Here is a 12445-nt window from a genome sequence, read left to right as displayed (position 1 = left end):
GAGGCAGATGGTTCAGTGACGGTATTGCTGGATACGCGTCGTTCGCAGGCCGGCAAGGCCGTGACTGTTGATCGACGACTGCCAGGACAGGAATTCTTCGACGGTGAGCGTGTAACGCTCGCAGGCTTCTTCCAAGCTCAACAGGCCACCGCGTACCGCGGCGACAACCTCAGCCTTGCGACGGATAACCCAGCGCCGGGTATTCGGCGGCGGAAGATCCGCAATCGTCAGCGGGCTGCCATCGGGGCCGATGACATATTTTACTCGGGGACGTATCATTTCGGTCATTGGACTCTCTACACAACTCAAGACCACGCGGGCACTCTAGCTTGTCACATTTAAAAATTGCCTAAGCGCACAGTAACACTTTGATAACAACTTTAGCTGCCCCACCGCTCGCCTCGGTGGCCTGCATGCCGCAGCGTCAATCTGTACCGGATGCATGGCTCCCATGCCGAATCCATATTACCGATGGCGCTTACCCGCGTTCTTTCCGACGCTGAACGCGCAGTGGGCGGTGCCGGTCGCAATGATCGAGAGTCGGGTGCCGCTTGCAGGCTGGACGACGCAAGATGGCGGTGTTCGCTGATGGAATGAGCAGCCCGAAAACCGTTGCCCTCGAGCGGTGTTTCGGGCGGGAGGGCCGCCTTCGCCGTCACGGCCGGCTGCATGTCCCGCTTTTGATCTTAAGGCTGCAAAGCCGTGCGCAGCGGCACAGCCCGGTCCTTGCCGCCCCAGGAGATGAAGTCGGGATTGGCGAAGTCGAAATCCGCCTTGCCGCCGGTTTTGCCGTAGGTCAGCGGTAATCCGTCCATGGTAACGGTCGTGCCGCCGGCAGCGCGCAGGACCGCGTCGCCCGCCGCCGTATCCCATTCCATCGTCCGGCCGAAACGCGGATAGACGTCGGCCTTTCCCTCTGCAAGCAGGCAGAATTTCAGCGAAGAGCCGATATTGGTGCATTCGAAGATCGACTGGTCGATGAGAAAGCTGTCGGTTGCGGGGCTCTTGTGGCTGCGGCTGGCAAGCGCCAGGCGCGTGGCTGGTGGTGCGCGGACCGTGATTGCAATGCGTTCCGTCACGGTAAAATCGGCTCCGATGAGGAGCTTTTCGGCGTGTCCTGCCTTGCCTGCAAAAGCAACAGCCAGTGCCGGCGCGTAGACGAAGCCGGCAAGCGGCACGCCATGGTCCACATAGGCAATGTTGACCGTGAATTCCGGCCGCCTGTCGACAAACTCGCGCGTGCCGTCGAGCGGGTCGACAAGGAAGAAAGCCTTTCCCTCGATATCCGGCACGTGGCCGGCCGCCACCGATTCTTCGGCAATTACCGGAATGTCCGGATAGCTTTGGGCAAGATGGGCCAGGATGATCCGCTCCGCTTCTTCGTCCGCGCGTGTCACGGGACTTGAATCTGCTTTCGTCGCGACAGCGCACCCTTCTTCGAAGATGGCGATGATCGTTCTACCCGCCTCAAGGGCCGCCTTTTCGAATATCGCTAACATGTTCCCCTCGACGGATGTCAGCATCCGCAAGCAATATGAAGTCGTATATAAAGACATATATGGTGATCGAGCCACCCTTTTGCGCCGGGCATGGCTGTCATTCGAGAAAATAGCTAGTGACCCAAGGGCCATGCGAGGAGCAAACGGTTATCTCATCAGGACAATCGGAGTTCTCCCTGATGAGGCCAGGGTTCATTAGCACAACATCATATTTGATTCGACTGCACGTCTCCGCTGTGATCCACTCCCCTGGCATGTTACGCCGCCCTGAAGGATGCCAACCTAAGGAGCTCCACATGAGCAATAGCCAGGAGCATGGAAAAACCGTTGTCGAGAGCCTCAGAACTCGAGGGATCGACATGAAGCTCGAGATCGTGGTTATTCCTGTTTCGGATGTGGATCGTGCTAAGAGCTTTTACAGCGATCTGGGTTGGAGGCTCGACGCCGACTTCGCCGCCGAAGAGGGCTTCCGCGTGATCCAGTTCACGCCGCCTGGCTCCGGGTGCTCGGTTATCTTCGGCCAGAACGTCACCGCAGCATCACCCGGCTCCGCGCAGGGCCTGTACTTGATCGTCTCCGACATCAAGGCCGCCCGGCGCGATTTGCTCGATCGTGGGGTCGGGGTCAGCGAAGTGTTCCACGACGCCAGCGGCGAGTATGCCGGCCCCGACGAACCCTACCTGCTTGGGCGGCTCCGGGTCCCTGGTCCGGATCCCGACAATCGCAGCTACCGCTCGTTCGCCTCATTCAGCGATCCAGACGGTAACGGCTGGTTGCTCCAGGAGATCACCGCCCGATTGCCCGGACGCGTGGACGCCGACGACACGACATTCACCTCCTCCAAAGAGCTCGCGGCCGCCCTGCGGCGTGCGGCGACCGCGCACGGCGAGCACGAGAAGCTGACGGGCGAGCACGACGAGGATTGGCCGGACTGGTACGCCGAGTACATTGTCAGCGAGCAGGCCGGCAAGCAGCTGCCGCTGTAAGGGGTAACTGGTACGGCAACCACAATGGTCCTTGCGAGGCATTTGCGCCACAGGGACCGGACCTTGCCGATGATGCCGCAAATGTCGCGTCTCGACCCGCTCCGCAGTCGGGTTCTCGCCGCCGCTACAGCCATCGCCGGACGCGGGCTTTGTAGGCGAGATAGACGTCGCCGAACTTCCGCTCGAGATAGGCCTCCTCGCGGGCGACCACGCCATAGCGGATGACGAGATAGAACGGCACCAATACGAGGATGAGCCACAGGCTGTCGATGGCGATGGCGACGCCGATGAGGCCGAGAAACATGCCGATATAGATCGGGTTGCGCGTGAAACGGTAAGGGCCCTCCTCGACGATCGTCGACGTTGGCCGGGTGGTCTGAATCTGCGTGCCTGCACGGCGGAAGGTTCCCGCCGCCCAGACCAGCAGTGCCAGACCGGCGAGGAACACGATGCCGCCGAGCGCACCGGCCGGCATGGCCGTCGGCAGGAAAGGCAGCCGATAGAGCCAGTCGAGCGCGAACCCGCCAATGAGGGCGAGCGCCCAGGCAATCCGCGCCTGAGCTGTCGCGCCAGTTCCCGCTCACCTCGTTCATGCCTCCGTCCGATCTCCCTGGCCTGCCAGGGCCCTCCAGCGCTTCGAGTCTACGTCGCTTCGAAAGAGAATTGAAGTCAGTGCGGCGTCAAGAGGGTGGCTCAAAGTGCGGCCGCCCGGAACAAAGAGGCGGGCGGGCGTGTTAACCGGCAAACCCCACGGCGTTGCAGCTCCCTCCATTTCCGCGAGACCAACATGGCCGTCCACTTCAACCATACGATCCTGTCGGCCCGAGACAGCAAGGCCTCGGCAGATTTCCTGGCTGACATGTTGGGCCTGCCGCCGCCGCGGCACTGGGGGCCGTTCTACATGGTCACGACCGACAACGATGCCAATCTCGACTACATGGATACGAAAGGTGAGATCGTCAGCCAACACTACGCCTTCCTGGTCGGCGAGGCTGAATTCGACGCGATATTTGATCGGCTTCGAGAGCGGAAGCTGCGCTACTGGGCCGATCCCGGCCAGAAGAAGCCGGGCGAAACCAATGACCACGACGGCGGACGCGGTCTCTATTTTGAAGATCCGAACGGACACCTGCTCGAAATCATCACGCGTCCTTACGGCAGCGGCGGCTGGAATCCGTGAGAATTGCCGTCGATTGAAACGATTTTCGCCTCGGGCCGTGGATTTTCGTAGGAATTTCCCAAAAGTTCCGGTTTTATGGAATAAGTGTCATGCTTAAGGCTGCCCACCTTGCCCACCTCGCAGGCGATCTGGCCAATCCACAGCCGGGTTCTGACTAAAATTTCCTCAGGGAATGCCTCTTTAATGTGGATTTTGGGGCGAAACGCGCCATTTACGTCCGTTTCGCCAAGAATCTGACCCAGTAAAGCCTTTTTGTCTTCACATTTTCGCGGAAAACGGTATGGATGCCGCATATGAGGTTCCGATAAAAGGGAACTACAGACCAAAAAGAGATGCAGTCATGTTGGCTCGCATCCAGGGGAAATGACATATGGAGTATTTCGTCCAGCAGCTCTTCAATGGGCTGACGCTCGGATCCATCTATGGCCTTGTCGCTATTGGCTACACGATGGTTTATGGCATTATCGGCATGATCAATTTCGCCCACGGCGATATCTTCATGCTCGGTGGTTTCGCCGCTCTTATCGTCTTTCTCGTTCTCACATCCATCTTTGCAGGCTTTCCGGTCGCAGTTCTTCTGCTGCTGATGCTTATCGTTGCGATGCTGATGACGAGTTTGTGGAATTGGACGATCGAGCGTGTTGCATATAGGCCGCTGCGCGGTTCCTTCCGCCTGGCGCCGCTGATCACCGCCATCGGCATGTCGATCACGCTGTCCAACTTCATCCAGGTGACGCAGGGTCCGCGCAACAAGCCGATTCCGCCGCTCGTCGGTTCGGTCTACAATATCGGCGGTATTTCGGTCTCGCTGAAGCAGATCATCATCATCCTCATCACCGTGGTGCTGTTGGCCGCCTTCTGGTACATCGTCAACCGCACGGCCCTCGGACGCGCCCAGCGCGCGACGGAGCAGGACCGCAAGATGGCCGCTCTTCTCGGCGTCAACGTCGATCAGACGATCTCCATCACCTTCATCATGGGTGCTGCGCTCGCCGCTGTCGCCGGCACGATGTACCTGATGTATTATGGCGTCGCCTCGTTCAACGACGGCTTCACGCCGGGCGTCAAGGCATTTACCGCAGCCGTTCTCGGCGGCATCGGCTCGTTGCCGGGTGCCGTTCTCGGCGGACTGATGATCGGCCTCATCGAATCGCTCTGGTCCGCCTATTTCACGATCGCCTACAAGGATGTCGCGACCTTTGCGATCCTCGCTTTCGTCCTGATCTTCAAGCCGACCGGCATTCTCGGACGGCCGGAAGTCGAGAAGGTATAACATCATGGCAAACATCGAAAATTCTGCTGGCAAGCCCGCACCCGGGCTTGTCCAGAAAGGACTTACGGAAGCCTTCTTCGCGGCCCTGCTTTCTCTCGGTCTGTTCGTTCTCTACGTCGGTCTCAAGACCGATCAGGACATCAACAACGAACTCATCATCGTTCAGCGCTGGGGCCTGCTCGCGATCTTCGTGGCGATCGCTGCGATCAGCCGCTTCGTCATTGTCGTTTTCGTCAAGCCGAACATCGACAAGCGCAAGCTTGCCAAGGCAAAGCACGGCGAGCTCGACATCTCGGCCGAAAAGGGTTTTCTCCGCCAGCATTTCCTGAAAATCGCGCTGGTTGCACTTCTGCTCTATCCGGTGGTCATCTACGCAGCTTTAGGCGCGCAGGGCTCGCTGAAATGGGTCGACAACTTCGGTATCCAGATTCTGATCTATGTGATGCTCGCATGGGGCCTCAACATCGTCGTCGGCCTTGCCGGTCTGCTGGACCTCGGTTACGTCGCCTTCTACGCGGTCGGTGCCTATTCCTATGCACTGCTGTCCAGCTATTTCGGCCTGTCCTTCTGGCTTCTGCTGCCGATGTCGGGCATCCTGGCGGCGCTTTGGGGTGTCATCCTCGGCTTCCCCGTCTTGCGTTTGCGCGGCGACTATCTTGCCATCGTGACGCTCGCCTTCGGTGAGATCATCCGTCTCGTGCTCATCAACTGGACGGCCGTGACCAAGGGTACCTTCGGCATATCGGGCATCCCGAAGGCGACGCTGTTCGGCATTCCTTTCGATGCGACGTCGGGCGGCTTTGCCAAGCTCATGGGCCTTCCGATGTCGTCGGCCTATTACAAGATCTTCCTCTTCTATCTGATCCTGGCCCTCTGCATGCTGACGGCCTATGTCACGATCCGGCTTCGCCGCATGCCGATCGGCCGCGCCTGGGAAGCGCTGCGCGAAGACGAAATCGCCTGCCGGTCTCTGGGCATCAATACGGTCACGACCAAGCTCACAGCCTTTGCGATGGGTGCGATGTTCGGCGGCTTTGCAGGCTCGTTCTTCGCAGTGCGCCAGGGTTTCGTCTCTCCCGAATCCTTCGTGTTCCTGGAGTCTGCCGTCATTCTGGCCATCGTCGTTCTCGGTGGCATGGGCTCGCTGACCGGTATCGCGATTGCTGCGCTCGTCATGGTCGGCGGCACGGAATTGCTGCGCGAGATGGACTTCCTGAAAGCCGTCTTCGGTCCGGATTTCACGCCGGAACTCTACCGCATGCTTCTCTTCGGCCTCGCCATGGTTGTCGTCATGCTGTTCAAGCCGCGCGGCTTCGTCGGCTCGCGTGAACCGACTGCCTTCCTCAAAGAGCGCAGAGCAGTTTCCGGAAGCTTTATCAAGGAGGGGCACGGCTGATGAGCCCCGCAAAAATGACGACAATGTCCAGCGATACCCTTCTCAAGGTCGAGCATCTGTCGATGAAGTTCGGTGGCCTCATGGCCATCAACGACCTGTCCTTCGAAGCCAAGCGCGGTGACATTACCGCGCTGATCGGCCCGAACGGCGCCGGCAAGACGACCGTCTTCAACTGCATCACCGGCTTTTACAAGCCGACGATGGGAATGATCACGCTGAACCAGCAGAGCGGAAAGCAGTACCTGCTCGAGCGCCTGCCGGATTTCCGCATCACCAAGGAAGCCCGGGTCGCGCGTACCTTCCAGAACATCCGCCTGTTCTCGGGCCTCACAGTTCTTGAGAACCTGCTCGTTGCCCAGCACAACAAGCTGATGAAGGCATCGGGCTATACGATCCTCGGCCTGCTCAACATCGGTCCCTACCGGAAGGAGGCTGCAGCATCCATCGAGCTCGCACGCTTCTGGTTGGAAAAGGCCGATCTGATCAGCCGCGCCGACGATCCTGCAGGCGATCTGCCCTATGGCGCGCAGCGGCGTCTTGAAATCGCTCGCGCCATGTGCACCGAGCCGGAATTGCTCTGCCTGGACGAACCCGCCGCCGGCCTCAATCCGCGTGAATCGGCGGCCCTCAACGCATTGCTGCAGGGAATTCGCGCCGACACCGGTACGTCGATCCTGCTCATCGAACACGACATGTCGGTGGTCATGGAAATCTCCGACCATGTCGTGGTGCTCGAATACGGGCAGAAGATTTCCGACGGCACGCCGGGTCATGTGAAGAACGACCCGAGGGTCATCGCGGCCTATCTCGGTGTCGAGGACAAGGAAGTGGAAGAGGTCATCGCAACTGTCGAGAGCCTCGAAGGGGGCGCAAACTGATGGCCGGCGAACAGCTTCTCAAGGTTCAGGGCGTCGAAACCTATTACGGCAATATCCGTGCGCTCGCGGGCATCGATGTCGACGTCAACAAGGGTGAGATCGTCAGCCTCATCGGCGCCAACGGCGCCGGCAAGTCGACGCTGATGATGACGATCTGCGGCAGCCCGCAGGCGCGCACCGGCGCGGTGATCTTCGAAGGGCGCGACATCACCCGCATGCCGACGCACGACATCGCGCGGCTTCGCATTGCGCAGTCGCCGGAAGGCCGCCGCATTTTCCCGCGCATGACCGTCACGGAAAACCTGCAGATGGGTGCGGGCCTCGACAACCTCAAATATTTCAACGAGGACGTCGAGAAGATATTCACACTGTTCCCGCGCCTGAAGGAACGCCACGCGCAGCGCGGTGGCACGCTTTCGGGGGGCGAGCAGCAGATGCTGTCGATCGGCCGTGCGCTGATGGCGCGCCCGAAGCTCCTGCTTCTCGACGAGCCGTCGCTCGGTCTCGCGCCGCTGATCGTGAAGGGTATTTTCGAGGCGATCAAGAAGCTCAACGAGCAGGAGGGCCTCACCGTTTTCCTGGTCGAGCAGAATGCATTCGCTGCCCTGAAGCTCTCTCACCGCGCTTACGTGATGGTGAACGGCAAGGTGACGATGAGCGGGTCCGGCAAGGAACTGCTCGCCAATCCGGAAGTCCGTGCCGCCTATCTCGAAGGCGGAAGACATTGAGCCGGGCAGAAGGGAGAGTTTGATATGCAGGGACTTTTCTTCGAACCGGATACGGGCGTGCGGATGGTCATCCGCGGGCTGGTCGTGCTGATCGGGTTCTGGACGGCATGGCGCGCCGGCAAAGCGGCAGCCGAGAACTGGAGCAACTATCCGCAGGTGGTCGTGTACACCTTCCTGCTCGCCTGGGTGATGCAGTTCCTGCATCATGCGCTCTTCAACGGGCCGATGCTCAGCGCCTTCTTCTACGTCATCGATTTCGTGCTGCTGCTCGTCTTCTCGACAGTGGGTTTCCGCTATCGCCGCACCAATCAGATGGTCAACAACTATTACTGGCTGTACGAAAAAACTTCCGCGTTCTCGTGGAAGGACAAACATTGACAGTCCGTTGAATCTAGGCATGAATTGCCTTCAGAGTGGAACAGCTTTCCTGGCGCAGTCAATGGTGGGTAATGCGCCGGGTCTTGGACCGGAACCCGCCCAAAAATTGGGAGTAAGAATATGAAGAAATCTCTTCTGTCGGCAGTGGCGCTGACGGCGATGGTCGCCTTCAGCGGCAACGCCTGGGCCGACATTCTCATTGGCGTCGGCGGTCCTCTGACTGGCCCGAACGCTGCGTTCGGCGCTCAGCTTCAGAAGGGTGCCGAGCAGGCAGCCGCTGATATCAACGCCGCAGGCGGCATCAACGGCGAGCAGATCAAGCTCGAACTCGGTGACGACGTTTCGGACCCGAAGCAGGGCATCTCGGTCGCCAACAAGTTCGTTGCTGACGGCGTGAAGTTCGTGATCGGCCACTTCAACTCGGGCGTTTCGATCCCGGCGTCTGAAGTCTATGCTGAAAACGGCATCCTCGAAATCACCCCGGCCGCAACGAACCCAGTGTTCACCGAGCGCGGCCTGTGGAACACATTCCGTACCTGCGGCCGTGACGACCAGCAGGGCGCAATTGCCGGCAAGTATCTTGCCGATCATTTCAAGGACGCCAAGATCGCTGTCGTTCATGACAAGACACCTTACGGTCAGGGTCTTGCCGACGAGACCAAGAAGTCCCTGAACGCTGCTGGCGTTACCGAAGCCATGTATGAAGGCATCAACGTCGGCGACAAGGACTTCTCCGCCCTCATCGCAAAGATGAAAGAAGCCGGCGTGTCGATCATCTATTGGGGCGGTCTGCACACCGAGGCCGGTCTCATCATCCGTCAGGCTGCCGACCAGGGCCTGAAGGCAACGCTCGTTTCCGGCGACGGTATCGTCTCGAACGAACTTGCTTCCATCGCTGGCGACGCAGTTGCCGGAACGCTGAACACCTTCGGCCCGGATCCGACGCTCAACCCGGCCAACAAGGAACTCGTTGAAAAGTTCAAGGCTGCCGGCTTCAACCCGGAAGCTTACACGCTCTACTCCTACGCTGCCTTGCAGGCGATCGCCGGTGCTGCCAAGGCGGCCGGTTCGACCGATCCGGAAGCCGTCGCAACCGCGATGAAGGAAAAGGGTCCGTTCCCCACGGTTCTCGGCGATATCTCCTTCGACGAAAAGGGCGACCCGAAGATTCCAGGCTACATCATGTACGAATGGAAGAAGGGTCCGGACGGCAAGTACAGCTACTTCCCGCAGACCATGTAAGCTTCGCTTCACGCCAGTGCGATTTACGGAAGCCCGGTCGAGACCGGGCTTCTTTCTTTTTGCGTTTCAATTCATGCGGTCATCCTCTAGTTCTTTGAGGCGTAGAATCTTGAGACGGAAGCACCAATGTCCCGACCGCGCATCCTCGTCACCCGCCGCTGGCCCGCCGCGGCAGAAGCCGCCCTTGCCGAACGCTTCGACGCAACCTTTAACGAGAAGGATATTCCGTTCGGTCTCGATCAGATGCGGGAGGCGATGACAGCCTATGATGCGGTCCTTCCCACCGTTTCCGACAAGCTGCCTGCCAGCGTTTTCGAAGGCGATACACGCACGAAAATTCTCGGCAATTTCGGCGTCGGCTACAATCACATCGATATTTTCGCCGCCAAGGCGAAAGGCATCTTGGTCACCAATACGCCCGGCGTGCTCACCGACTGCACTGCGGACATCGCCATGCTGCTCCTGCTCGCCGTTGCTCGCCGGGGCGGGGAGGGTGAGCGTCAGCTTCGCGCCGGTGCATGGGAGGGTTGGTGTCCGACCCACATGATCGGCACAAAGGTGGCCGGCAAGACGGTCGGGATCATCGGATTCGGCCGTATCGGTCGAGCCTTTGCGCAGCGCTGCCATTTCGGATTCGGGATGGAGGTAGTCTTTTACAATCGCTCGACGATCGATGCCGCGGAGGCTGCGCGCTACCGGGCTCGCCAACTGGCGACGATCGAGGAGGTGCTGGCCGCTTCCGATTTCGTTTCGCTCCATTGCCCCGGCGGGTCACAGAACCGGCACCTGATGAATGCAGCGCGCTTTGCGGCGATGAAGCCAGGTGCATTTCTGATCAATACGGCGCGCGGCGACGTGGTCGACGAGGCGGCGCTGATCAACGCCCTTGAGACAGGCAGTATCCGCGGCGCCGGGCTTGACGTCTACGAAGCGGAGCCACAGGTGCCGGAGAAGCTGAAGTCGATGGACAATGTCGTCCTGCTGCCGCACCTCGGCAGCGCGACGCAGGAGACCCGAACGGCAATGGGAATGAAGGTCGTGGAAAACATTACGAACTTCTTCGACGGGCGTGAGCCGCCGGATCGCGTCGTTTGATTTCGTCTTCCGGACGAAGCACGACCTATCGCGAAAGCTGCCGATCGGGCTCGCTTGCTAAAACCTTCCTGCCACGACCGCTCAAGCCGAACAGGACGCGTGCCGGGCCAGGCACGAAGTCGACGCAGACGGCGAAGAGCCCCGAAAGCAGGATCGTTGCGGCCGTGACGGCCGAATAGCTCACGGCGACCGGCATATCGAGCGGTAGGACATAGTACAGCGCGGCTACCGTCACGGTTTGATGCACGATGTAGAGCGGGAATACCAGCCGGTTCATTGCAGCGAGCTTTTCACTGGGCCGATTGAAGTGACGGGCAGCAAAACCGACGAGCGTCAGGATCATGCTCCAGGCCAGCAGGAAGATTCCCGCCTTGAACAGCGGCGTATCTCGCCCGTAGCTGCCGATCGACTGGTCCTGCGGCACCAGCCAGGCGTAGCGATAGAGCAGCACGCTGGTCACAAGGGCGATAGCAGCACTGACGAAGCGCCGGCCGATGATCGTTTCGATCAGCGCACTGTGATAGCGAGCCATGAGAAAACCCAGTCCGAACCAGCTTGCCCAAACGGCAAACCACGCGCCGTCATTGTAGAGGGCATTGGTTTGCTTCGGAAAGAAAGGCGAAAGCGCCAGGTTGAGTGCGAGCGGCAGAAGGAAGAAGAGGTAGACGAAGCCGGTTTTCGAGGTGCGTTCGAACCAAGCTGCGATCTTGTTTCCGGGCCGTACCAGGTATCCGAAGATGGGAAAACAGATCACCGACATGACCAGCAGGTAGGCCACGAACCACATATGCGCCCATGTGAAGTTGCCCCTTGGGTAGCGACCTTCGGTGAAGTAGCGGGTCATCCAGAATTCGAAAAGTGAACCCTGATAGCCGTTCTCGTACATGCGTTCGTACCACACCTGCGGCACGACGATCACGGCCATGGCAAAGAGCAGGGGTATCAGCAGACGAAACGTGCGCTTGCGCAGGAAGGACAGGCTGCCTGCCGAGCCGAAGGTAAAGGCTGCTCCCATGCCCGAGACAAAGAACAATAGCGCAAGCCGCCAAGCGCGCGGGAAGTCCATGACGAGCGAAAGCGTGGTGCTTGTCTTGTCGCTGTGGATTAGCCAGTTGATGTCGGGCAGGAAGGACGCCGACGAATGGTAGACGAGCAGAATCGCAAAGGCGAAGATCCTCAGCCGATCCACATAGTAAAGCCTGCTTTTCATGCCCGCCGCCTGCCGTTCAATCGCCTATGGTGCCTTTTGCCTACGCGCAAAGGATTTAAGGATCACTGCGTAAGCTTGGTAAAAATAGTCCTCCTGGCCTAAGTCGCGGGTTCTGAGCCATGGATGAAATGCGTTCCAATCAAGTACTGCCGCCCGGAAGCTTCAGTTCGAAAAGCAGCTCGTCGTCCTTCTCGCCGATCAGTTCCCAGCCAGCTTGACGATAGAGCCTCTCGGCTCTTGTTCCCGGGTCTGTTGTCAGCCAGATGCGATCATGGCCCGCATCCTCCAGGACCGAGCAGGCCCTGGCAAGAAGGGCCGTTCCGATGCCGCGCTTTGCGAAAGCGTCATCGACAAAGAGCGCCCAGAGGTTGCCGTTGCGCGGGTCGCCGGCGCAAAAGCCTTGGACGTCGCCCTGCTGTTCCCAGACGAATATTCCGGGGTTTGCAATAAACCAGCGCAGTTCGTCGAGTGTAATCTTGCCGGGATCCGATAGCCTGTTTTCGGTAACGCTGTTTCGGATTTCCACGATGCGTGCGATATCCCGTTCTGTAGCCTTCCGGATCAATATCTCCAGCCTCTA

15 protein-coding genes are annotated in these 12445 nt (G+C 59.5%); 9 read left to right on the top strand and 6 right to left on the bottom strand.

The genetic code is table 11. The features are described 5' to 3' along the window. Positions 1–12 precede the first annotated feature (12 nt). Together AM571_RS14890 and cysQ are read right to left on the bottom strand one after the other, a co-directional pair. A complete protein-coding gene (locus AM571_RS14890; RefSeq protein ID WP_007533628.1) occupies positions 13–288 on the bottom strand; it encodes a DUF1153 domain-containing protein in 276 nt (91 codons plus the stop codon). A 398-nt stretch (positions 289–686) separates the two neighbouring features. Next, positions 687–1499: a 3'(2'),5'-bisphosphate nucleotidase CysQ gene (gene cysQ / locus AM571_RS14885; RefSeq protein ID WP_074062073.1), complete on the bottom strand. Its 813-nt coding sequence runs from the start codon at positions 1497–1499 to the stop codon at positions 687–689. 296 nt (positions 1500–1795) lie between these two features. Between cysQ and AM571_RS14880 the strand changes: the two genes are divergently transcribed. Further along, on the top strand, positions 1796–2485 hold the full coding sequence (locus AM571_RS14880) for a VOC family protein (protein ID WP_074062072.1): 690 nt from the start codon (positions 1796–1798) through the stop codon (positions 2483–2485). A 124-nt stretch (positions 2486–2609) separates the two neighbouring features. Here AM571_RS14880 and AM571_RS14875 read toward each other — a convergent pair whose 3' ends face one another. Then, positions 2610–2960 carry a methyltransferase family protein gene (locus tag AM571_RS14875; protein WP_155774457.1) on the bottom strand — a complete coding sequence of 117 codons (351 nt, stop codon included), beginning with the start codon at positions 2958–2960 and terminating at the stop codon, positions 2610–2612. Positions 2961–3272: 312 nt separating this feature from the next. Here AM571_RS14875 and AM571_RS14870 point away from each other — a divergent pair, with 312 nt between their 5' ends. Next, positions 3273–3665 (top strand): VOC family protein, encoded by a 393-nt coding sequence (locus AM571_RS14870; RefSeq protein WP_074062071.1) that lies wholly within the window; start codon positions 3273–3275, stop codon positions 3663–3665. Here the strand turns inward: AM571_RS14870 and AM571_RS14865 are convergent. Beyond that, positions 3638–3958 (bottom strand): hypothetical protein, encoded by a 321-nt coding sequence (locus AM571_RS14865; RefSeq protein ID WP_074062070.1) that lies wholly within the window; start codon positions 3956–3958, stop codon positions 3638–3640. The genes AM571_RS14870 and AM571_RS14865 overlap by 28 nt on opposite strands. 77 nt (positions 3959–4035) lie before the next feature. On the opposite strand from AM571_RS14865, the gene AM571_RS14860 reads away from it, so the two are divergent. From AM571_RS14860 to AM571_RS14830, 7 genes are all read left to right on the top strand, one after another. Next, positions 4036–4938, top strand: a complete 903-nt coding sequence (locus AM571_RS14860; protein WP_074062069.1) for a branched-chain amino acid ABC transporter permease — start codon at positions 4036–4038, stop codon at positions 4936–4938. A 4-nt stretch (positions 4939–4942) separates the two neighbouring features. Beyond that, a complete protein-coding gene (gene livM / locus AM571_RS14855; protein WP_074062068.1) occupies positions 4943–6334 on the top strand; it encodes a high-affinity branched-chain amino acid ABC transporter permease LivM in 1392 nt (463 codons plus the stop codon). After that, the gene (locus tag AM571_RS14850) at positions 6334–7212 is read left to right on the top strand and encodes an ABC transporter ATP-binding protein (RefSeq protein WP_074062067.1); all 879 of its coding nucleotides are present in this window, start codon (positions 6334–6336) and stop codon (positions 7210–7212) included. The genes livM and AM571_RS14850 overlap by 1 nt, the downstream gene beginning before the upstream one ends. Continuing rightward, positions 7212–7940 (top strand): ABC transporter ATP-binding protein, encoded by a 729-nt coding sequence (locus AM571_RS14845; RefSeq protein WP_074062066.1) that lies wholly within the window; start codon positions 7212–7214, stop codon positions 7938–7940. Before AM571_RS14850 ends, AM571_RS14845 begins: the two co-directional genes overlap by 1 nt. 24 nt (positions 7941–7964) lie before the next feature. After that, positions 7965–8318, top strand: coding sequence for a DUF6867 family protein (locus tag AM571_RS14840; RefSeq protein ID WP_074062065.1), 354 nt, complete (start codon positions 7965–7967; stop codon positions 8316–8318). A gap of 120 nt (positions 8319–8438) precedes the next feature. Beyond that, on the top strand, positions 8439–9560 hold the full coding sequence (locus tag AM571_RS14835; protein ID WP_074062064.1) for a branched-chain amino acid ABC transporter substrate-binding protein: 1122 nt from the start codon (positions 8439–8441) through the stop codon (positions 9558–9560). Positions 9561–9686: 126 nt separating this feature from the next. After that, the gene (locus AM571_RS14830) at positions 9687–10655 is read left to right on the top strand and encodes a 2-hydroxyacid dehydrogenase (protein ID WP_074062063.1); all 969 of its coding nucleotides are present in this window, start codon (positions 9687–9689) and stop codon (positions 10653–10655) included. A gap of 25 nt (positions 10656–10680) precedes the next feature. Here AM571_RS14830 and AM571_RS14825 read toward each other — a convergent pair whose 3' ends face one another. Continuing rightward, a complete protein-coding gene (locus tag AM571_RS14825) occupies positions 10681–11865 on the bottom strand; it encodes an acyltransferase family protein (RefSeq protein ID WP_074062062.1) in 1185 nt (394 codons plus the stop codon). Between the two features lie 139 nt (positions 11866–12004). Then, positions 12005–12430, bottom strand: coding sequence for a GNAT family N-acetyltransferase (locus AM571_RS14820; protein WP_074062061.1), 426 nt, complete (start codon positions 12428–12430; stop codon positions 12005–12007). Between the last annotated feature and the right edge of the window lie 15 nt (positions 12431–12445).

Source organism: Rhizobium etli 8C-3 (assembly GCF_001908375.1).
GTDB lineage: Bacteria > Pseudomonadota > Alphaproteobacteria > Rhizobiales > Rhizobiaceae > Rhizobium > Rhizobium etli_B.
This window is presented reverse-complemented; position numbering and strand designations above follow the sequence as displayed.

Bases quoted from the DNA above. Each gene is read 5' to 3' on its own strand.
- AM571_RS14850 (WP_074062067.1), top strand. From the start codon at position 6,334: ATGAGCCCCGCAAAAATGACGACAATGTCCAGCGATACCCTTCTCAAG.
- AM571_RS14870 (WP_074062071.1), top strand. From the start codon at position 3,273: ATGGCCGTCCACTTCAACCATACGATCCTGTCGGCCCGAGACAGCAAG.
- AM571_RS14890 (WP_007533628.1), bottom strand. From the start codon at position 288: ATGACCGAAATGATACGTCCCCGAGTAAAATATGTCATCGGCCCCGAT.
- cysQ (WP_074062073.1), bottom strand. From the start codon at position 1,499: ATGTTAGCGATATTCGAAAAGGCGGCCCTTGAGGCGGGTAGAACGATC.
- AM571_RS14845 (WP_074062066.1), top strand. From the start codon at position 7,212: ATGGCCGGCGAACAGCTTCTCAAGGTTCAGGGCGTCGAAACCTATTAC.
- AM571_RS14835 (WP_074062064.1), top strand. From the start codon at position 8,439: ATGAAGAAATCTCTTCTGTCGGCAGTGGCGCTGACGGCGATGGTCGCC.
- AM571_RS14875 (WP_155774457.1), bottom strand. From the start codon at position 2,960: ATGCCGGCCGGTGCGCTCGGCGGCATCGTGTTCCTCGCCGGTCTGGCA.
- AM571_RS14865 (WP_074062070.1), bottom strand. From the start codon at position 3,958: ATGCGGCATCCATACCGTTTTCCGCGAAAATGTGAAGACAAAAAGGCT.
- AM571_RS14825 (WP_074062062.1), bottom strand. From the start codon at position 11,865: ATGAAAAGCAGGCTTTACTATGTGGATCGGCTGAGGATCTTCGCCTTT.
- AM571_RS14840 (WP_074062065.1), top strand. From the start codon at position 7,965: ATGCAGGGACTTTTCTTCGAACCGGATACGGGCGTGCGGATGGTCATC.
- AM571_RS14830 (WP_074062063.1), top strand. From the start codon at position 9,687: ATGTCCCGACCGCGCATCCTCGTCACCCGCCGCTGGCCCGCCGCGGCA.
- AM571_RS14880 (WP_074062072.1), top strand. From the start codon at position 1,796: ATGAGCAATAGCCAGGAGCATGGAAAAACCGTTGTCGAGAGCCTCAGA.
- AM571_RS14860 (WP_074062069.1), top strand. From the start codon at position 4,036: ATGGAGTATTTCGTCCAGCAGCTCTTCAATGGGCTGACGCTCGGATCC.
- livM (WP_074062068.1), top strand. From the start codon at position 4,943: ATGGCAAACATCGAAAATTCTGCTGGCAAGCCCGCACCCGGGCTTGTC.